The following is a 19,959-nucleotide window of genomic DNA, read 5'->3' as shown; positions in this document are numbered from 1 at the left end:
AACCTTGTAACCCGATTTGGCGAACTCGGAATATCGGGTAGCTATTCGAACGGTTGGGTGGTCAGTTGACCATCTGGGTGGCAATCTGCACCCGTAGGATTCAACTCGCACCTACAGGATCAACTTCCGTACCCTTCAGCTCCGATGGAGGTGGGCACGTGCCGAACCAGAGACCGGTCCCCAACCTGCGCCGACGCCGCCTCGGCCGAGCGGTCAGAGAGCTGCGCCATGCGGCCGGCCTGAGCCTCGAAGCCGCAGCACGCGAGATGGGGCCTGGCTGGCGTGACACCAAGCTCTCGCGCATTGAGAACGCCAACGCACGTCTACTCGCAAAGGACGTCGGGCCACTGCTTCGGGTCTACGGGGTCGAGGACCCCGCCGTTGTCCAGTCGTTGGAGGCCCTTGCGCGGGATGCGCACAAGGCCGGCTGGTGGCAGGCGTACGGCAGGGTCGTAGGGAGCAACTACGGCGACTACCTCACGCTGGAGGCGGACGCGAGCGAGGTTCGGGTCAACGCCCCGCAGGTCATCCCGGGCGTGCTCCAGACGGCTCAGTACGCTCGCGAAATAATCGCCGCGACCGGAGCGTGGCTCACGCCGGACGAGGTGAACGCGCTCGCCGAACTACGAATGGGTCGGAAGGCGGTCTTCAACCACCGCCCTGGTCGGGAGCCGCTGCGGCTGTGGGCGGTGCTCCACGAATCCTCGTTGTACCAGGATTCCGCCGTGAGTCCGCTCATGATGCGCGACCAGATCCGGCACCTCCTGGACGTGACCGAACTGCCCAACATCACTGTTCAGATCATGGACATGCACGCGACCGCCAATGCGGGGCAGCTCAACCTCTTCGAAATTGTGAGGTTCTCTGACCCTTGGCCCACGGTCGTCAACCTGGACACCTTGACGGGCGGCTTCTTCCTGGAGGGCGACGCTAACGTGGCGGTGTACGAGCGCGCCTTCGATCAGATCGTGGCCGCGGCTCTGCCCGTGGACAAGTCGAGGGCGAAAATGACGGACATCATGAACGGATACGCCAAGTGAGCAAGAACACGACCGTGCATTCCCGGGACCTTGATGGTGCCGCTTGGACCAAGTCGTCGTACAGCAACGGCGCCGCGCAGTGCGTCGAGGTGGCCGGCCTCCCCGGCGGCATCGCCCTCCGCGACTCCAAGGACACCTCCCTCACCCCCCTCCGCTACACCACCTCCCAGTGGGCCGCGTTCTGCGACGGGATCGTCTCCGGCGCCCTCTGATCACCGCACCACCTCACGATGGGCCCTCCTCGGAGTAAGAGGGGAGGGCCCCCTGTCATGCCCCCGGCCCCAGGTATGCGAGGCACTCTTGCCGGTGGTCTGTCCGGGTGCTGTCATGGCGCTACGGCTCAGTCGCCAACACCGGCGCGTGACTGCCCCGTCAGCAGGAGGGACGCATCATGACCGATCCCGCTCCACACCTCACCTGGTTCAAGTCCTCCTACAGCAACGCCGCCAACAGCTGCATCGAGGCGGCCTGGTTCAAGTCCTCCTACAGCAATGGCGCCGCGCAGTGCGTTGCAGCTGCGCCATTGCCCGATGCCATCGCCATCCGTGACTCGAAGGACACCGCGCTCACCTCGCTCCGCTATCCCGCCTCGCAGTGGGCCGACTTCTGCGCCGCCCTCGCCGCCGACGCGCTCTGAGCCACCGCCCGCGTGGGCGCGGTCCACTCGCCTCGCTCTGTATTCGGCCCCAGCGCCCCACCGGCCGGCTGGACCGGGCCGGAGGCGGGGCAGAGTCGCGGTGGGCGTGGCTTGGGACCGTACCGTGTGAAGAGGGAACGACTCGGCGGGTGGCCGGGGGCCGGTCTCAGGGGCCGGTGCGGTCGCCGCCCGGTGGGACCCGCCTCAGCGCTTGCGTTGCAGCGCGCTCCAGCCCCTGGCTTCGGGACCCGGCGATACATCGAGCTCGGGAAGACCGGACTGGACGTTTCCGCCATCGCCCTCGGCTGCGCGAGCTGCGGCGAGCCCTGGTCCCTGCGGGATGACACGGTCCGGGCTCTTCCGTGTTTCCGCAGATGGGACCAGCCGTGAAAGTCGGGACCCGGTACGGCCGTACGGGCCGGGGAAGCCGGGACCCGGATCGGCTCGCGCCTTCTTTCAAAGGACTGGCAGAAAGAACCAACCTGCCTTCCGGCCCGCCGTCTTGTACGTGCGGGACTCACGCGGGCGCTGGCGTGGGGGTGCGTGCGTAGGCGTCGGCGCGGGAGGCTTCACTCTGTTGGGTGATAGATCCGGATATCGGACCTAACTGGGGTTCTGCGGGCATATGTTCCGGCCAACGGCCATGAAAAATGGCCCCCGTCGGGAGTCACGATCCCGAGGCGGGGGCCGACCACGAAGGAAGCGAGAACTTCCCCCCGTGGATGACCACAAGGAACCGAAACTTCCCCATGGATGCCTCAAAGCTTATCCGCCGTCGGCGTGCCTCGCGGGGCGTTACGCACGTCCGGACCCGGCTCGACCGCGAGTTCTGCGTCGTCTCCAACGCGTTGGCCCAGCACAGGAACCTGGACTACCTCGCGATCGGCATCGCCACGTACATGCTTTCCGTCCCCGAAGGGACGAGGGTCTCGATCAAGGCGTTGACGGAACGCGACCCGCGCCACGGCGAACACGCCATCTCCGGCGCCCTCCGGCGGCTCGAAGCGGTCGGCTTCCTGCGCCGTGAGACCTCCCGGCTCCCCACCGGCCGCATCGTCACGCGCACCTTCATCCACACCGTCCCGGTGCGGGACGAGGCGCCGGAGGCGGTGCGGGTCGAGCCCATCGCGGCCGAGCCCGCCGCACCCGTACGTGAGGAGGCCCGCGCGTCCGTACGGGAGGAGGCGCGCGCCGCGCCGAAGGCCGCGCCCGCTCCCGTACGTGACACCGCGCCCGCAGCACCTGCTCCCGCCCCGCCGCCCCGTACGCACGGCGTCGCCGCCCACGTCCTCTCGACCCTCCACCGGGAGGACCCCCGGCTCGTCCTCCCCGAGAGGGACCTCGCGCGGCTCACGCCGCTCGCCGCCGCGTGGCTGGAACGGGACGTGCACCAGGACGCGTTGCGCACCGCGCTCCTCGCGCACCTCCCGCAGCACATCCACCGCCCCGCCGCCTTCCTCGCGCACCGCCTCGTCACCGACCTGCCCGCGCGGCCCGCGAAGCTGCCGACCACCTTCAGGGCCGGTTCCGCGCCCGTCGAGCCGTCGAACCTCCCCGACGTGCGGCCCTCCACGTGGTGGCACAGCTGCGACGTCTGCGAGCGGGCCTTGCGCTACGGGCCGGGGCGGTGCCGGGACTGTCAGGCGGAGCGGGGTGCCGCTGCCGACAGGTGGTGAGCCGTCGGGCGCCGGGACTCAGTCGAGGCAGAACTCATTGCCCTCGATGTCCTGCATCGTGACGCACGACTCGTTCTCGTCGTCGGCGAGTTGGGTGTACAGGTGGACGGCCCCGAGGGCTTCCAGCCGGGCCTGTTCCGCCCGCAGCGTCGCGAGCCGCTCGTCGCCGACGAGGCCCTGGCCCGCCCGTACGTCGATGTGCACCCGGTTCTTGACCGTCTTGCCCTCGGGGACGCGCTGGAAGAGGAGGCGCGGACCCACGCCCGTCGGGTCGCCGCACGCGAAGTAGGACGGCTGCTCCTCGGCGGGCAACGAGTGGTGGTACTCCTCCCAGCTCGCGAAGCCCTCGGGGACCGGCGGGAGGACGTACCCCGCCGCTTCGCACCAGAAGGCGGCGAGGCGGGCCGGTTCCGCGCAGTCGATGGTGATCTGGAGCTGTCGGAGCGCAGGCATGGGCGCAAGGTAACAGGGGCCTGGCTGGACGCTCACCCGGTTTTGCGGGGCCCGGGTCCCGCGCCGGGTCCGGCTCCGCGAGGGCCCCATCAGCCAGGCCGGTTCGACCTCGTCCGTGGCGCGGATGAGGTGGAGGAGGCGCCTGCGGAGGGGGCGGTGAAGTCCTCGGCTCGGAGGCGCGGCGGGCGATGGGCGTCGCGAACCGTGCCGCACCGGACTGCGGCGCACCGGAGTGCGGGCGCCAACGTTGCTCGGCAAGCCGGGGCAATTCGCGAGGGTGGTGGGGGAGTCGGTGCGCCCGTGGTTCTCGTGAAGTTTTGGGACGTGTTTGAGGCTGCGGGTTCTTGACCCCTGGCGGGCACGCGGTGTGCCCGGCTAGTTTCGGTGCGTACCAGCAACGCCGGAGTCCGGGGGGAACGATGGCCGCCGAAGAAGCGAAGCCGAAGGTCGAAAATCCCGATCGCGCACGGCTCGTGGCCCTGCTCGCGCGCATGAAGGAAGAGCGCGGGAGTTTCGTCAGCGCCTTCGAGCTGGCGGCGAAGGAGATCGGCAAGGGGAGCGCCACCGCCGATATGGCGTGGGTGGGCGAGACGGCGGAGCGGTGGCACGGCCAGGTGGCACGGCAGCGCACCAAGGTGCGGGACCGGATGGACGCCGTCATGGAGGACGTGCAGCGCTACATCGACGCGATGCCCGCGCAGGTCACCCAGGAGGAAGCCGTCGCGATGAGCCGCGTCCGGCCGATGGACTGACCGGCCACGGAGGGGGCGGACCGGCCACCGGGAAGGCTGGCCGGCCGCTGAGAAGGAGGGGGAGCACGAAATTGGACCCGGATGCCACGTCGGGGAAATTCTCCGGGATCGACCCGGACAGGCTGCGGAAAGTCATCAGTACGGTGGAGGACGGGCGCGAGACGCTGGGGAACCGCGCCGCGCATTTCAAGAGGCAGCTCGCGCGGTTCGGGCTCGGGCAGACCGAGCTTCAGGACATCATGCACGTCGCCACATGGGCGGGCGAAGAGCTTCCGCTGCTCAAGCAGCGGTACCACCTGTCCCTCGCCGAGGGCGCACCGGGATTCGCCGGGCACGAGGGCATGGTGCGCGTCAACGAGGCGTTGGTGAACCCGGCGGCAGTGAAGGAGGCGAGGAAGGCGGCCAAGCTCGCCGCCGCCCTCGCGAAGAAGGACCCGAACGACCTCAGCGCGACCGAATTCGACGAACTGAACGCCCTGCTGGCGGACAACCGCGACGAATACCCCTTCGCCGAGACGTTCGTGACGGCGTTGGGCGCGAAGGGGACGCTGCTGTTCTGGGACGGGGTGTCCAACGCGGGGACGCCCACGCGCGGCGGGGGCGAGGGGATCGCGGCGAGAAAGGAACGGCTGGGCGACTTCCAGCGGAACCTGAGCCTCACTCTCGCCGCCGCCACGAACTCCGACACGCCTGTCATGAAGGCGTGGAAGAGAGACATCATCGCGCTGGGCGGCAGTCCGATACGCGAGGGGGACACGGTGGCCGGCGCCGGGCCGGACGGGTTCGTCGTCATGAGCAACCTCATGCGCTACGGCGACTTCGACGATGCCTTCCTGACGGACTACGGCACGGCGCTCGTGAAGAAGGACCGCGAGACCCAGTTCAGCCGGGGACTCGGCTACCACGGCGCGGCGATGGGTGGCGGCGTCTCCAACCACGTCGGCAATGACCGGGGCAACGACCCCATGACCGGCTTCATGAAGGCCCTGGCCAACAGCCCGGATGCGGCCACGAAATTCTTCACGGCCGAGGGCAGGGACGCCAAGGACAAGAAGCAGTCCAATTTCACGTACCTCTTCGAGACCCGGAAATGGCCCGACGACAGCGCCCCGGGCGAGGAAAGCGTCACAGGCCCCAACTCCATGGGCCACGCCTTGGAGGCGGCGACAACCGGACACCGGCCGGGGGAAGTCGCGACGGCGGACCACTTGAAGCACTCGAAGGCGCAGGCGGACTTGTTCGGGAGCATCGTGAGTTCGGTCGCGCACGACCGCGACCTCCTGCTGGATCGCGGCTTCCTGTCGGACAGCATGGCGAACATGGCGGCTGAATACATGCCGGAACTCAAGGCAGCGATCAGTAATGACCACCATTTCGCCGAGGAGCTCTACGCGGTGGCGGGGGCGCGAGCTCCGCTCAAGCAGGACGAACCCGATGCCGCCCTCTTCCTGTACACGGTGGGGAAGAACAAGGAGGGGTTCGACAGGCTGAACATAGGCGAACATGCCTACTCCGCACAGCTCATGCAGGCGTTCAATGATGGTGCTGATATGGGTCATTACCCGGGAAATCTCAAGGAGACGATCGATCAGCTCGCCTATGACTCCGGGTACTTCCAAGGGATCATCATCGGTGCCAAGAATGCCGAAATTGCGCAGGGGCATGCCGAGGAGGCGGCCAGGAGTGAGGGCTGGAAGGAGGCCGTGACCACGTGGGGAGGCCCGCTCGTGGGTGCTGTCACCGGCCTCGCGTCTTCGCGTTACACCGGCCCCGGAGCCGATCTGGTGGGTGAGTTGGCGGGAACCGCCGCAGATGAGATGTTCAACGGGATTGTTGAGGGGTTCGGGGAGGACGAGGGGAAGGAGAAAACGCAGGTGTACAAGGATTTCGCACATGATGCCAAAGCCAAATCCGACGCCACCTATACCGTGCAACGGGCTGTAAAGGCGGCGACAGGAGACTCGTCAGCCGTTTCAATTTCGGGAAGGCAGGCGGGAGAAGGGCTCGCTGACGCGAAGACTTTGGTCAGTGGGTTCGAGAACGCCTCTCCGGAGGAAGAAGATTGAGCGGGAGGGGGTGTGAGAGTGGCAAGTTTTTCGGCAATGACCGCTAGATCGAAAATCGTGATGAGCGTGGTCCTTGCGGCCGTGCTTCTTGCGGGAGGTGTGGGGATCGCTGCGTGGCAGGGTGCCTTCGCTGACGAGAGGGGGGATATAGCCGCCGGGGATGTTTGCGCGAATGTTTCGCATCGGGAACGTGTGGCCGAGATATTTCGATCCGTGCTGCCCGATTACTCTTCGTATGTTTTCTCGTCGGATGTGAAACCCGGGCATGAGCTCTTCATGAGCCTCTGTACCGTCTACGGCGGCAAGCCGCAGGATCAAAATCATCTGGTGGAATTTTTCGGGCACAGCACGGTGCGGGGCGGGATCGAGGCGCGAGAGGATGAGGCCTTTCGGTGGGGCCACGGCGAGGAATTCGAGCCGTTCCGGGCCGGGGACGAGGCGTGGGCGGGGCCGCGAGTGGCTTTTGTCGGGATGACGTGTCGGGAGAAGACGACGAAGGAGCCGGAGATGAATCGCTTGGCGGTGACCGCCATCGCGAAGACGCCGCTCGGTGCGAGTGAGGCCAAGTCGACGGCGGTACTGAAGGAGCTTGTTGTCGATTTCGCCCGGCAGGTGCACAAGGACGCCGAGTGCGAGGTGCCTGCGAGGTTGCCGGAGGGGTGAGGCGGCCGAAGCGGGCCGGTGGCCCGCGGGGTGGAGTTTGCCACCACTCCGCAGGACGGCAGTTCCGACCGCGTTCGACTCCTCGGGTGGTCGAAGCCGTTGAAGGGCCTTCGTTGCCCCCTCGTCGGCATGCCTTCGAGTCGGCGGCGAGGAAAGGTGACGGCACGGCGGCCGGCGTGGCGGCAGGGCCGAGTGGTGGCGCGGTGATGTGGCGGGTCACCGCGAGCAGGTGCGTAAGCGCATCGATGTCGTACTGGAAGACGTAGAGCGGTACATCAACTCCTTGTCCGCGCAGGTGACTCGGGGCGGGGCGCCCGCCATGATCCGCAACCGGAGGATGCGCTGAAAAGGTGCTGAGAGGGAGGGGAAGCGCATGGACCCGGACGCCATGTCGGGGGATGACTCCGGGATCGACCAGGATGGTGGGGAAGTGGCAAGGTTTTCGGCAATGACCACTAGATCGAAAATCGTGATGAGCGTGGTCCTTGCGGCCGTGCTTGTCGCGGGGGGCTTGGGGATCGCTGCGTGGCAGGGTGCCTTCGCTGAGGGGAGGGGGGATATCGCTGCCGGGGATGTCTGCCCGAATGTTCCGCATCGGGAACGTGCGGCTGCGATTTTTCGGTCTGTGCTGCCTGAGGATTCTTCTTACTCGTTCGCACCGCTGGTGGAGCCGGGGAGAGATTTTTTCGCGAGTGGGTGTGACGTCTACGGCGGCAAGTTGAAGGACCGGAAATATCTGCTGAATTTCTACGCGCACCCCACGGCGCTGGGCTGGACGGAAGCGCGTGATGGTGAGGTTGTCCGGGGGGAGTACGGCAAGGGATTCGAGCCGTTCCGGGCCGGGGACGAGGCGTGGGCGGGACCGCGAATGGCCTTTGTCGGGATGACGTGTCGGGAGAAGACGACGAAGGAGCCGGAGATGAATCGCATGGTGGTGACCGTCATCGCGAAGACGCCGCTCGACGCCAGTGAGGCCAAGTCGACGGCGGTGCTGAAGGAACTTGTCGTCGACTTCGCCCGGCAGGTGCACAAGGACGCCGAGTGCGAGGTGCCTGCGAGGTTGCCGGAGGGATGAGGCGGCTGAGGGGGCCGGATACCGACGGGCGTGGAGGGTTGCGGACCAGTCCGTGGTGGGGTCCGGCGGGGGAGTGGGGGCCTGGTCAGCGGGTTCGACGCGAGTTCGCTTGAGGAATCTGGTTGACCGGGAGGAAATGGGAAGTGATGAAACTGTCGGCAATGAGCGCGAAGTTGAAGATTCTGCTCGGTGTGGTTCTTGCGGCCGTGCTCGTGGGAGGGGGGCTCGGGGTCGCCGCTTGGCAGGGTGCCTTCGATGAGGGGCGCGGGGAGATCGCCGCTGGTGAGGTTTGCCGGACGGTTCCGGCTCGGGAACGGGCGGCCGAGGCCTTCCGGTCCGTCCTGCCCCGATACTCGGTGTATTCCTTTTCGTCGAAGGTGGAGCCTGGGCGGGATCTGTTCGCGAGCTGGTGTGATGTCTACGGGGGTAAGCGCCCCCAACGGGAATTGCTGCTGAGCTTCTGGGCGCACCCCACCGCGCTGGGTTGGGACGAGGCGCTGGACGGTGACGTCTTCGAGAGCCAGTGGGGTGTGGGACGTGCACCGTTCGAGGCGGGCGAGCAGGCGTGGGCGGGGCCGCGGATGGCGGTCGTCGGGGTGACGTGTCGCGAGAAGACCATGAAGGAGCCGGAAATGAACCGGCTGGTGGTGTCGGTCACCGCCCACACACCGCTCGAAGCCCGTGACGCCGAGTCCAGGGCGGTGCTGAAGGAACTTGTCGTCGACTTCGCCCGGCAGGCGCACAAGGACGCCCGGTGCGAGGTGCCTTCGCGGCTGCCCGAGGGGTGAGGGGCGAGGGGCTCACCTGTTGTCCGAGAGGGTGGCCGGGTCGGTGTTGGCTCCGCAGAGGATGACCGCGACGCGTTCCTCCGGGGCGGGGGCGTAGACGGAGGTGGTCAGGGCGGACAGGGCTGTCGCCGCCGCGTGTTCCACTGCCAGGCGGTGGTGGTCCCAGAGGTCGCGGCGGGCGCGGATGATCGCCTCGTCGGGGACGGTGAGGAGGGTGGACAGGGGGTTCCGGGCGGCGTGGAGGGCCAACTCTGTCGCCCTGCGCGCCCCCAGGGAGTCCGCCGCCACCGAGTCCGGGACCACGTCGACCGCTTCGCCCGCCTTCAGCGCCTCCCCCAGTGCCGCGCAGTGCGCCGGCTCCACGCCCACCGCGCGGATGCCGTGGTGGTGCGCCGCCGTCGCCACCCCGGCGAACAGGCCGCCCCCGCCCACCGCCACCACGACCGTGTCCAGGCCGGGGACCTGCTCCAGGATTTCGTCGAGCAGCGTGCCCGCACCGGCCGCGATCAGCGGGTTGTCATACGCGTGCGAGAGCAGCGCGCCCGAGTCGGCGGCGAACTCCGCGCAGGACGCCGCCGCCTCCGCGTACTCCCTGCCCACCAGGCGCACCCGCGCCCCGTACTCCGCGAGCCTCTCCACCTTCACGCGTGGCGCGTTCTGCGGCAGGAACACCGTCGCGCGCACGCCCGCCTCGCGCGCCGCCCACGCGCACGCGAGCCCCGCGTTCCCGCCCGAGGCGATCGTCACCCCGGCCTCCGGGAGCGTGCCCGCCTCGCGGTGCGCCGCGACGAAGTTCCACGCCCCGCGCGCCTTGAAGCTCCCCGTGTGCTGCGTGAACTCCAGGGCGTTCCACACGCCGGGCGCGAAGGGCGCGACGACGGCGGGGCGCACGTGCCCCGCGATCCTGTCGCGCGCCGTCTTGATCTCGTCGTACGTCAGCGGGGGCATGGTTCTCCTGAAGGGCGGGCGGCGAACGGGGTGGTACGCGGCCAGTCTGCCGTGCAGGTACCACCCGGCGCACGCCCCCCGCGCGCCCCGGGCGGGGCGCGGAACGCCGGACGCGCAACGCCGGACGCGGAGTGCGAGACGCGGAGCGCCGGCTGCGAAGCCCCGGACGCGGAGCGCCGACTGCCGAGCGCCGACTGCGGCCGCGCCGACAGGTCCTCGTTCAGCCGCCGTTCGCCAACTCCCGCAGTGCCTGGGCGAGCAGTGCCCGGTCCCGGGCCTCCGTGAGCAGTTCGGCCGCCGCTTCGGGTGGCAGCCAGCGGATCTCGTCGATCTCGGCGTTCGGTACGAACGCGCCGCCCGTCTCCTCCGCGAGCCAGTAGTCGACCGTCTTGCGGCGACCGTCGTGGGTCCGGTAGTGGACGCGTGGGAGGCGCGTCGTGGGGTGGCAGGTGCGGCCCGTCTCCTCCTCGACCTCGCGGAGGGCCGCCGCCAACTCCGTCTCGCCGTGCTTGAGTTTGCCCTTCGCCCAGGACCAGTCACGCCATTTCGGGCGGTGGACGAGGCAGAACTCGACGCCGCGCGCGGGCGAGCGGCGCCACAGGACGCAGCCCGCCGCGCGGACCGGGGCGCTCATACGCGTACCGCCTCCCGCCACACGCGCTGGAAGGTGTGGCGCGCCGCCTCCACCTCCTGGCGCTGGACCGCGTGCAGGACGCCGAGCGCGTAGGCGGTCGGCGGGGCGATGCGCGGGGTACGGGCAGCCGCCGCCGCGGCCGTCGCCGCGTCCGCCGCCTCCCGGTGCCGGTCCAGGGCGCGGGCGCCCGGGGCGGTACGGGCCTCCGGCGCGGCGCCCAGCGCCTCCGCCGCGTACACCCGCAGCCGCAGCAGGCTCCGCACCCGGTGCCACGGCGCGTCCTGCGGCTCCCCGCCGGGAGCCGCGCTGCCGAGCGCCGCGGCCTCCGCGTTGTACGGGGCGCCCGCCCGGTCGAGCGGGAGCGCGGCGATCGCGTCGGCGAGCCGGTGCGAGGTCAACGAGGCCAGCGCGCCGACGACTTCGGGGTCGCGCGGGGACGCGCCGCGACGGTAGGGGACCTCGCTCGCCAGGAGCGCGACGGCGTCCGCGACCGCGTGGAAGCGTGCCGAGCCGAGCGCGTCGAGCGCGGCCGAGTGCGCGCGGTTGCGGGCGAGGGTGAGCTGCCGGTCGAGGAGCGCGCCCGCACGCGCCGCTCCCATGGGGAGCGGCCCCTCCGGAGGCCCCTGGGCGGGCACGGCGGCGGACCGTGCCCCCTCCTCGTCCCGCAACCTCCGCAGCGCGCCGAGGAGCCGCCCCAGCCGGTGCGCGCACGCGTACTCGCTGCCCAATACGGCGGAGAGCCAGCCGAGTTCGCCGTGCAGGCGCTCCGCCCACTCGGCCTCCAGGAGCGGGCGGAAGGTGTGCAGGGTCGCCTCGACGCGCTGTGCGGCGCCGCGCAGGGCGTGGACCGCCGCCTCCGTCTCGGGCGCCGAGGTGCCCGACTCGCGGCGGGCGCGCAGCGCGCGGAGGAAGGCGCCGGCCTGCTCCTGGAGGTAGGCGGTGACGGGGTCGCCGGGGGAGCGGGGGGCCGTGGCGCCGGGGGCCGCCGCGCCAGGGCCCGTGGTGCCCGGGACCGTGGTGCCGGAGGCCCCGGGGGCGCGGACCGGTGCGCCCTGCGCCCGTGCCGTCTGCTCAGGGGGTCGAGGTGCCACGCCTCCGCCTCCGCGCGTCGATCAACAGTTCCTGCACGTTGGGAAGTTGCTGTCCGTCGGGGTCGGTCGAGTGCCGGTTCCACTCGCCGTCGGGGCCGAGGTGCCACGAGGCCGTCGAGTCCGACATGCCGGTCTCCAGGACGCGCGCGAGCGCCGCGCGGTGGGCGGGGTCCGAGACCCTTACCAGCGCCTCGATGCGGCGGTCCAGGTTGCGGTGCATCATGTCCGCGCTGCCGAACCACACCTCCGGCTCGCCGCCGTTGCCGAAGGCGAAGACCCGCGAGTGCTCCAGGAACCGGCCGAGGACCGAGCGGACGCGGATGTTCTCGGAGAGCCCGGGGACGCCGGGGCGGATCGCGCAGATGCCGCGCACCCACACGTCGACCGGGACGCCCGCCATGGAGGCGCGGTAGCAGGCGTCGATGATCGCCTCGTCGACCATCGAGTTGACCTTGAAGTGCACGTGCGCGGGACGGCCGGCGCGGTGGTGGCGCACCTCGTTCTCGATGCGCTCGATCAGGCCGTCGCGCAGCGAGCGCGGGGCGACGAGGAGGCGGCGGTACGTCTCGCGCCGCGAGTACCCCGAGAGCCGGTTGAAGAGGTCGGAGAGGTCCGCGCCCACCTGCGGATCGGCGGTGAGCAGGCCGAGGTCCTCGTAGAGCCTGGCCGTCTTCGGGTGGTAATTCCCCGTTCCCACATGGGAGTAGCGGCGCAGCGTCTCGCCCTCCTGGCGCACGACGAGCGAGAGCTTGCAGTGGGTCTTGAGGCCGACGAGCCCGTAGACCACGTGGCAGCCCGCCTCTTCGAGCTTGCGGGCCCACTTGATGTTCGCCTGCTCGTCGAAGCGCGCCTTGATCTCGACGAGGACGAGCACCTGCTTGCCCGACTCGGCCGCGTCGATGAGCGCGTCCACTATCGGAGAGTCGCCCGACGTGCGGTACAGCGTCTGCTTGATGGCGAGCACGTCCGGGTCGGCGGCGGCCTGTTCGAGGAACGCCTGCACGGAGGTCGAGAAGGAGTCGTACGGGTGGTGCAGGAGCACGTCCCGTTCCCGTACCGCAGCGAAGATGTCCGGCGCGGACGCGGACTCGACCTCGGCGAGATCGCGGTGCGTGCCCGCGATGAACTTCGGGTACTTCAGCTCCGGGCGGTCGAGCGAGGCGATCCCGAAGAGGCCCGTGAGGTCGAGCGGACCGGGCAGCGGGTACACCTCGACGTCCGAGATCTTCAGCTCGCGCACGAGGAGGTCGAGGATGTACGGGTCGATCGACTCCTCCACCTCCAGGCGGACGGGCGGCCCGAACCTGCGGCGCATCAACTCCTTCTCCAGCGCCTGGAGCAGGTTCTCCGCGTCGTCCTCCTCGACTTCCAGGTCCTCGTTGCGGGTGAGGCGGAAGCTGTGGTGCGCGAGCACCTCCATGCCGGGGAACAGCTCCTCCAGGTGCGCCGCGATGACGTCCTCGATGGGGACGTACCGGTCGGGCGCGGCCTCCAGGAAGCGGCTCAGCAGCGGCGGGACCTTGACGCGCGCGAAGTGACGGTGCCCGCTCACCGGATTGCGCACCACCACCGCGAGGTTGAGGCTCAGCCCCGAGATGTACGGGAAGGGGTGCGCGGGGTCCACCGCGAGGGGGGTGAGGACGGGGAAGATCCGCTGCCGGAAGAGCGTGAAGAGCCGCGCCTGCTCGGTCTCGCTCAGCTCGGCCCAGCGCACGAGCTGCACGCCTTCGTCGGCGAGCGCGGGCAGGACGTCCTGCTGGAAGCACGCGGCGTGGCGCGCCATGAGCTCGCGCGAGCGCGTCCAGATCAGCTCCAGGACCTCGCGCGGCAGCAGCCCGGACGCCGAACGTGTCGCCACACCTGTCGCGATGCGCCGCTTCAGGCCCGCGACCCGGACCATGAAGAACTCGTCCAGGTTGCTCGCGAAGATCGCCAGGAAGTTGGCACGTTCGAGCAGCGGGGTGCGCGGGTCCTCGGCGAGTTCGAGCACGCGCTCGTTGAAGGCGAGCCAGGAGCGCTCGCGGTCCAGGAAGCGGTCGGCGGGCAGTTCGATGCCCTCGGGGTCCTCGTAGGCGTCGAGGTCGGCGTCGAGGTCGGGTTCGAGTGCGGAACCGGCGCCCGCCGTGCCGGCGTGCGGGGTCTGCCCGGAGGGGGTGGGGCGGTGGCCGGACAGCGAGGCGACGGTGGACCGGCCGGTGCCGGCGGTCCCGGCGGGGGCGCGGCCGGAGTCGGGGGAGGCGGGGACCGGGTCGCGGGGGCTGCTGCTCGGCTGCGTCATGGAGCCATTCTTCCGCTTGGAAGGCGGTCGTGGCGCGTGGAGCGGGGAGGTTCCTGGGGCAGAGGGCGCGCCGGGCGCGGGCACGGGTGCGGGACGGAGGGGGCCGGGGCGCGGACCGTGGCCGTTGGCGCGGGTGCCACGGGTGCGGGGAGCGGCGGGGGAGTCGTCGGCGACCGCGCGGGCCTCGGCGCTCTCGGCCGGGACGGGCGCGGGCGGTGTGGGGGGCGTGCCGGAGGAGCCGGGCTCCGGGGCGGGCGGCTGCATTCGGCGAGCGTCGCAAGGCTCGCTGAATGCGGGGTTACGTGCACGTGGCGCGGAGTTTGCGGGGGGCGGGCGGCGGGCGTGCGGGGAGGGGGGTCGGTACGGGGACGGGCTCACGGGGAGCCCGCGCGCGACCCGTGGGCGGCCGCCTGCCCCGTCCGCGTATCCGCCCTGCGCGCGCTCGCCTCCGTACGCCCTCGCCCTCCGCACCGCCCGCCTGCCTCGCCCCGTGGTCAGCTCGCTGCCGCGCTGACCAGCTCCCGGGCCAGTTCCGTCGTCTCCGTGAGGGTGGCGAGGGGGAGGGGCTGGGTGGCGAGGGCGCCTTCGTGGAGGACGAGGAGGCGGGTCGCGAGGGCGGCGGGCGCGCGGCAGCCGGCCTCGGTGGCGAGCTCGGCGAAGAGGGTGCGCAGCCACAGCTTCTGCCCGGCGGCGACGCGGTGCGCGGGGTGGGCGGGGTCGGGGAGTTCGGCGAGGGCGTTGATGAAGGCGCAGCCCCGTTCCGCGTCCGCGCGGCTCCACACGCGGAGCGCGGTGAAGGGCGCCGTGACGGCGGCGACGGGGTCCGTGCCGCGTACGGCCTCGACCTCGGCGCGCACGAGCGTGCGCCAGCGGGCGTCGCGGGCGGAAAGGTAGGCGGTGACGAGCCGGTCCTTCGAGCCGAACTGGTTGTACAGCGTGCGCTTGGTGACACCGGAGCGTTCGGCTATGAGGTCGACGCCGACCGCCGTGATGCCCTGCGCGTAGAACAGCTCCTCGGCCGCCGCGACGATCCGGCGCCCGGCGGGGGAGAGGGGACGCTCCGGTTCCGGCGGGGGCGCGGAGACATCCCCGGGTGAGACGGGCTCACGTGGCGACGGCGCGGGCTCCGTCGCGGGATGCGGGTTGTCCGGCACGCGCACTCCTTCACTGATCGGTGTACGGTGGCGCGAGTACACAGATCAGTATACCCGCGAGGAGGGCGGCACGATGGCTGCGGCGAAGACGATGCGCGCGGTACGGATCACCGGGCACGGCGGGCCGGAGGTCATGCGGCTCGCCGAGGTGCCCGTCCCCGTGCCCGGGGCGGACGAGGTGCTCGTGGAGGTGAGCGCGGTGGCGCTCAACAACACCGACCTGTGGACGCGGCAGGGCGCCTACGGCACGCCCGAGGACCCCGGGGCGCTCTCCGGGTGGCGCGGGCCGATCGACTTCCCGCGCATCCAGGGCGCCGATGTCGCGGGACGGGTCGCGGCGGTCGGCGCGGGGGTGGACGCGGGGCTGCTCGGGCGGCGCGTGGTCGTGGACCCGGCGCTCTACGACGGCGAGGGGCCCCAGGCGCACCCCGTGGGGCTCATGGGGAGCGAACGGGACGGCGGCTACGCCGAGTACGTGACAGCCCCTGCCGCCCAGCTCCACGACGTGACCGACGCGCCGCTCGACGACGCCCAGCTCGCGAGCCTGCCGACCGCGTACGGCACGGCGCTCGGCATGATCGAGCGCGGCCGGCTCGCCGGGGGCGAGACGGTCCTCGTCACGGGGGCCTCGGGCGGCGTCGGCCTCGCGGCGGTGCAGCTCGCGCGGGCACGGGGCGCGCGGGTGATCGCGCTGAGCAGCGGGGCGAAGCTCGCGGCGGTGCGGGAGGCGGGGGCCGACGTGGTCGTGGACCGTGCGGGGGACGTGCCCGCGCTGCTGCGCGAAGCGGCGCCCGAGGGCATCGACGTGGCGCTCGACGTCGTCGCGGGCGAACTGCTCGGCGACAGCCTGCCGCTGCTGCGCGAGGGTGGCCGCTGGGTGGTCGCCGGGGCCCTCGGGGGCTGGGGCATCACGCTCGACGTGCGCCGCCTGTACCTGCACAACGCGCAGGTCATCGGCTCCGCGATGCACACGCGCACGCACTTCGCGCGCCTGATGGACCTGGCGCGCGAGGGCGCGGTGCGGCCCGTGATCGCGGCCTCGTACGGGCTGGAGGACGCGGCGCGGGCGCAGGAGGAGCTGGAGCGGCGGGGGCACGTGGGGAAGCTGGTACTGCGGCCGTAGGCGCGCGGCACGGGGAGGGGCGCGGGGTGCGGGCGGTTCCTGTGCCCGGCCGCCGATTGCCGCCGCTCCCCTCTTCGGGGTTCCGCGCCTCTTCGGGGGCCCGCCCCTCTTCGCGGGCTCCCGCCGCCGTGGCGCCGAGTGGCGAGGGGCGGGGAGCGGGCCGATGGTGGATGGGTCGGAGAGGTTCTCGCGTACCGGGGGACGGAGGAGGCCACCATGTCGTACCCCGATCAGACGCCCGGCCGGGACACCGGCCCGGCCACCGGCCGGCCCGCCGGACCGGGCGGCAACACGCCGGGCGGCCACGGACCGGGCGGCAACGCGCCGGGTGACGGCACCGCGCACCGGCGGCGTGGGCGTGCCGAGAGCGGCTGGGCGGTGGGCGGCACGGTCTTCGCCGCGGTGCTGCTGCTCGTCAACGGGGTGCTCGACATCCTCCGGGGCATCAGCGGCATCGCCAAGGACGACGTCTACACGCACGTCAACGACTACGTCTTCCGCTGGACGTCGACGGGCTGGGGCTGGACGCTGCTGATCATGGGCGCTGTCGCGGTCCTCGTCGGTCTCGGACTCTTCCGCGACGCCCTGTGGGCCCGGGTGGTCGGCGTCTTCCTCGCCTCGCTGAGCATCGTCGCCCACTTCCTGTGGCTCCCGTACTTCCCGGTCTGGGCCCTCGTCGTGATCGCGATCGACGCCTGGGTGATCTGGGCGCTGACGGCGCACCGGGTCGGGGGACGGTAAAAGGAGGGGACAGGTGGAGGGCCGCGGGACGGGTTCCCGCGGCCCCCGGCTCAGTTCTCCGTGCGGTACATCAGGTCCGTCTCGTACGTCGTGAAGCCCAGGCGTTCGTAGACCGTCACCGCGGGGACGTTGTCCGCGTCCACGTAGAGCATCCCGGTCGGCAGGCCGCGGCGCGCGAGGTGGCGCAGGCCCGTCGTGGTGAGGGCGCGGCCGAGGCCGCCGCCCTGGGCGCCGGGGCGGACCCCGACCACGTAGACCTCGCCGAGTTCCTCCTCCGCGTGCACCTTCGTCCAGTGGAAGCCGACCAGCTCGCCGTCGTCCTCGCGCACCGCGAGGAAGAAGCCCTCCGGGTCGAACCACGGCTCCGCCTCGCGGTCGGCGAGGTCGCGCGACGTCATGCCGCCCTGCTCGGGGTGGTGCGCGAACGCGGCGGCGTTGAGCTCCAGCCACGCCTCCTCGTCCCGCCCCGGCACGAACGTGCGCACCGCGATCCCCTCCGGCCACACCGGCTCCGGCAGGTCGAGCCCGGTGAGCGGGCGGCGCAGCTGGCGCAGCTCGCGGAAGAGGTGCAGGCCGAGCCCGCGCGCGAGGCGCCGCGCCGCGGGATGTCCGCCGTGCGCCCAGATCCGCAGCCGCCGCCCGGTGAGCCGCAGCAATTCCTGGCCGAGCGCCCGGCCGTGGCCCCGCGCCCGCAGTCCGGGCGCGACGAGGAGTTCGGCGGCCGGCGACTCGACGGGGTCTGAGCCGTCGAGCTGCGCGTACCCGGCGAGGGCGCCGTCCGGCAGGCGCAGCAGGACGTGCCGTACGCCGGGACGCTCGCCGCCGCGCAGATGCAGCCGCCCCTGCTCGGAGACGGCGTACTGCCCGTCCTCGCGCACGCCCGCGGCGATCAGCTCGCCGACGGCGGCGGCCTGCTCCTCGTCGAGGACGTCGAAGACCTCGATCCGGCGCGCGGGTACGGGGGTGGCGGGCCCGGTGGGGGTGTTCGTTTCGCTGCTCATGCTGCGAGCGTACGAGGACGAGGCGGCCCCACGCCGCCGCCCCTCACCGCGTCGGGACCAGCCGTCACGCGGCCGGACCGTCCCCCGGGGGCGCTCGCGCCCTCTCTCACGGCGCCGGACCGTCCCTCGCCGTGTCCGGGCTGTCCCCCGCCGTGCCCGGGCCACCCGAGGCCGTGTCCGGGCCACCCCACGCCTTGGCCCCTCCACCCCACGCCGTGTGTCCCCTCCCCCTCGCCACGCCCGTCCCAGCGCTCGCCGCGTCGGCGGTGACTCCGCGTCCGACCAACCGCCCACTTGGCGACCAAGCGCGCCCACTTCTCCCCGCTTGGTCGCGTGCAGTGACCAGCGAACCGGCAACTCCCTCAACTTGGCGTGAAGTTGTAGGGTGAGCTTGTGAGTACGGACCGTGCCCACGGCGCGAGCGCTCCGCACGGGGGCACCCGGCCGCGGCCGAGTCACCGCGAGGTGGCCGACGAACTGCGCGCCCGGATCAGGTCCGGGGCGCTGCTCCCTGGCGACCGGATGCCCACGCAGGCCCGGCTCGCCGCGGAGTTCGGCGTCGAGCGCGGCACCGTGCGCGAGGCCCTGCGCGTCCTGCGCGCCGAGCGCCTCCTCACCCACGCCACCAAGGGCGCGCCCCCGGCCGTCGCCGACCACGCGGCGCGCGGGCCCGGCGGTCCCGGCGCGCTGCCGCGCTCCACGACCGCGGCGCTCGGCCCTCGTATCGCCACCGCCTTCGAACAGCCGCACGTCGAGATCCGCGCGCTCTGCCTCACCTCCGTCTCGCTCACCCTCGCCATGGGCGAGCCCCTGCGCCAGATCCACGCGGGCGAGCTGAAACCGGAGCGCGTCGACCTGCGCGTGCTCCTTCCCGACCGCGACATAGGACTCGCCTTCCCGGCCGCGGTGGAGCCGGTCGCGGCGGAGCGGGGTGCGGGCGCCCCGGCGGGGACCGCCGCACGGGACCACGACCTCGTGCACCGCCACTGGCTCGCGCAGCGCAACGCCCAGGGCAAGGTCCTCGCCCACCACCTCCTCGCCCTGCGCTCCTCGCACGGCATGGACGTCCACGTCGAGTACCGCGCCATACCCTTCACACCGCCCGTGAAGCTCTACCTCCTCAACGAGGAGGAGGCCCTTTTCGCGTACTACACGCTCGCGCGGCGCGGTGCCGACTACGGGGCCGCGCACGTCGAGACCTTCGACGCCGAGGGCACGGAGGCGACGCTCTTCGCGTTCGAGCGGGACGCGGGCCCGCGCGACGCCGCCTTCGTCAGCCAGTCCGCCGCCTGGTTCGACGGGCTGTGGAACACGATCAGCGCGCCCTTGCGGCTCACGTGAGCGGTGGGGGCGAGTCGCAGGGGCGCGGGGGCGGGCGGCGGTACGGGGGCGGCGTGAGGCGGCGGTACGGGGGCGCGGCGGCAAGTGGCGGGAAGGGTGCGGGAGCCGGGCACCAGCAGCGGGTGTGGCCGGATGCCGGGAGTGGACGTGACCGTCGTGGGGAGCGGGCGTGACCGAGTGCCGGGAGCGGGTGTGGAAGGTGGAGTTGGCGGAAAGAAGGTCCTGGCTGTGGGCCGTTGGCCCGCGCTTTCCGCTCATCTGCCGACAACTCCCGTGAGGTGGCATGAAGTTGTACGGTGATGATGTGAGCGAGGAGAACCCTGTCGCGTCCCCGGGGCCGGCCCCGAGCCCCGGCCGGGCCGCCGAGGGCCCCTCCGCCGCGCCGGAACCGGCGCCGAAACATGGGCCCGCACCCGGGGCCGAGCCCGCGTCGGCACCTGGGCCCGCCCCCGCCCCCGCGCCGATCCCGCCTCCCCCGTCCTTACCGTCCGGGGACCC

The 19,959-nt window shown here is 71.6% G+C and carries 19 protein-coding genes; 12 read left to right on the top strand and 7 right to left on the bottom strand.

Translation table 11 applies throughout. The annotated features are described in order from the left end of the window. Positions 1-158: 158 nt before the first annotated feature. The 4 genes from IF99_RS0121865 to IF99_RS0121850 all read left to right on the top strand — a co-directional run bounded on the left by IF99_RS0121865 (position 159) and on the right by IF99_RS0121850 (position 3,353). On the top strand, positions 159-1,040 hold the full coding sequence (locus IF99_RS0121865) for a helix-turn-helix domain-containing protein (RefSeq protein WP_030998400.1): 882 nt from the start codon (positions 159-161) through the stop codon (positions 1,038-1,040). After that, on the top strand, positions 1,037-1,252 hold the full coding sequence (locus tag IF99_RS0121860) for a DUF397 domain-containing protein (protein ID WP_234340800.1): 216 nt from the start codon (positions 1,037-1,039) through the stop codon (positions 1,250-1,252). The genes IF99_RS0121865 and IF99_RS0121860 overlap by 4 nt, the downstream gene beginning before the upstream one ends. A gap of 179 nt (positions 1,253-1,431) precedes the next feature. Then, positions 1,432-1,677: a DUF397 domain-containing protein gene (locus tag IF99_RS0121855; RefSeq protein ID WP_030998395.1), complete on the top strand. Its 246-nt coding sequence runs from the start codon at positions 1,432-1,434 to the stop codon at positions 1,675-1,677. A gap of 749 nt (positions 1,678-2,426) precedes the next feature. After that, a complete protein-coding gene (locus IF99_RS0121850) occupies positions 2,427-3,353 on the top strand; it encodes a hypothetical protein (RefSeq protein WP_078655200.1) in 927 nt (308 codons plus the stop codon). An 18-nt stretch (positions 3,354-3,371) separates the two neighbouring features. Here IF99_RS0121850 and IF99_RS0121845 read toward each other — a convergent pair whose 3' ends face one another. Next, positions 3,372-3,806 carry a VOC family protein gene (locus IF99_RS0121845; protein WP_030998390.1) on the bottom strand — a complete coding sequence of 145 codons (435 nt, stop codon included), beginning with the start codon at positions 3,804-3,806 and terminating at the stop codon, positions 3,372-3,374. 419 nt (positions 3,807-4,225) lie between these two features. On the opposite strand from IF99_RS0121845, the gene IF99_RS0121840 reads away from it, so the two are divergent. From IF99_RS0121840 to IF99_RS0121815, 5 genes are all read left to right on the top strand, one after another. After that, the gene (locus IF99_RS0121840) at positions 4,226-4,558 is read left to right on the top strand and encodes a hypothetical protein (RefSeq protein WP_030998388.1); all 333 of its coding nucleotides are present in this window, start codon (positions 4,226-4,228) and stop codon (positions 4,556-4,558) included. A gap of 71 nt (positions 4,559-4,629) precedes the next feature. Further along, the gene (locus IF99_RS0121835; RefSeq protein WP_051703615.1) at positions 4,630-6,624 is read left to right on the top strand and encodes a DUF6571 family protein; all 1,995 of its coding nucleotides are present in this window, start codon (positions 4,630-4,632) and stop codon (positions 6,622-6,624) included. 213 nt (positions 6,625-6,837) lie between these two features. Next, a complete protein-coding gene (locus IF99_RS0121830) occupies positions 6,838-7,287 on the top strand; it encodes a hypothetical protein (protein WP_234340799.1) in 450 nt (149 codons plus the stop codon). Positions 7,288-7,660: 373 nt separating this feature from the next. After that, on the top strand, positions 7,661-8,362 hold the full coding sequence (locus tag IF99_RS0121820) for a hypothetical protein (protein ID WP_051703613.1): 702 nt from the start codon (positions 7,661-7,663) through the stop codon (positions 8,360-8,362). Positions 8,363-8,523: 161 nt separating this feature from the next. Beyond that, positions 8,524-9,150 (top strand): hypothetical protein, encoded by a 627-nt coding sequence (locus IF99_RS0121815; RefSeq protein ID WP_078655201.1) that lies wholly within the window; start codon positions 8,524-8,526, stop codon positions 9,148-9,150. Between the two features lie 12 nt (positions 9,151-9,162). Here IF99_RS0121815 and IF99_RS0121810 read toward each other — a convergent pair whose 3' ends face one another. The 5 genes from IF99_RS0121810 to IF99_RS0121790 all read right to left on the bottom strand — a co-directional run bounded on the left by IF99_RS0121810 (position 9,163) and on the right by IF99_RS0121790 (position 15,132). After that, entirely contained in the window at positions 9,163-10,098 is a 936-nt protein-coding gene (locus tag IF99_RS0121810) for a serine/threonine dehydratase (RefSeq protein WP_030998377.1), read from the bottom strand. A 220-nt stretch (positions 10,099-10,318) separates the two neighbouring features. After that, positions 10,319-10,732 (bottom strand): NUDIX hydrolase, encoded by a 414-nt coding sequence (locus IF99_RS0121805; protein ID WP_030998375.1) that lies wholly within the window; start codon positions 10,730-10,732, stop codon positions 10,319-10,321. Then, a complete protein-coding gene (locus IF99_RS0121800; protein WP_030998373.1) occupies positions 10,729-11,823 on the bottom strand; it encodes a CHAD domain-containing protein in 1,095 nt (364 codons plus the stop codon). Before IF99_RS0121800 ends, IF99_RS0121805 begins: the two co-directional genes overlap by 4 nt. Next, on the bottom strand, positions 11,804-14,101 hold the full coding sequence (locus IF99_RS0121795) for an RNA degradosome polyphosphate kinase (RefSeq protein WP_030998371.1): 2,298 nt from the start codon (positions 14,099-14,101) through the stop codon (positions 11,804-11,806). The genes IF99_RS0121800 and IF99_RS0121795 overlap by 20 nt, the downstream gene beginning before the upstream one ends. 494 nt (positions 14,102-14,595) lie before the next feature. Further along, positions 14,596-15,132, bottom strand: coding sequence for a TetR/AcrR family transcriptional regulator (locus tag IF99_RS0121790; protein WP_234340802.1), 537 nt, complete (start codon positions 15,130-15,132; stop codon positions 14,596-14,598). A 196-nt stretch (positions 15,133-15,328) separates the two neighbouring features. On the opposite strand from IF99_RS0121790, the gene IF99_RS0121785 reads away from it, so the two are divergent. Continuing rightward, positions 15,329-16,378, top strand: coding sequence for a zinc-binding dehydrogenase (locus IF99_RS0121785; protein WP_030998367.1), 1,050 nt, complete (start codon positions 15,329-15,331; stop codon positions 16,376-16,378). Between the two features lie 216 nt (positions 16,379-16,594). Further along, positions 16,595-17,119, top strand: a complete 525-nt coding sequence (locus tag IF99_RS0121780) for a DUF7144 family membrane protein (RefSeq protein WP_030998365.1) — start codon at positions 16,595-16,597, stop codon at positions 17,117-17,119. 50 nt (positions 17,120-17,169) lie between these two features. On the opposite strand, the gene mshD is transcribed toward IF99_RS0121780, so the two are convergent. After that, a complete protein-coding gene (gene mshD, locus IF99_RS0121775) occupies positions 17,170-18,120 on the bottom strand; it encodes a mycothiol synthase (protein WP_030998362.1) in 951 nt (316 codons plus the stop codon). Positions 18,121-18,585: 465 nt separating this feature from the next. Between mshD and IF99_RS0121770 the strand changes: the two genes are divergently transcribed. Then, complete coding sequence (locus IF99_RS0121770) at positions 18,586-19,461, top strand: GntR family transcriptional regulator (protein ID WP_030998361.1); 876 nt, start codon at positions 18,586-18,588, stop codon at positions 19,459-19,461. Positions 19,462-19,959: the final 498 nt, after the last annotated feature.

Source organism: Streptomyces sp. NRRL F-5630, assembly GCF_000719475.1.
Taxonomy (GTDB): Bacteria; Actinomycetota; Actinomycetes; order Streptomycetales; family Streptomycetaceae; genus Streptomyces.
This window is presented reverse-complemented; position numbering and strand designations above follow the sequence as displayed.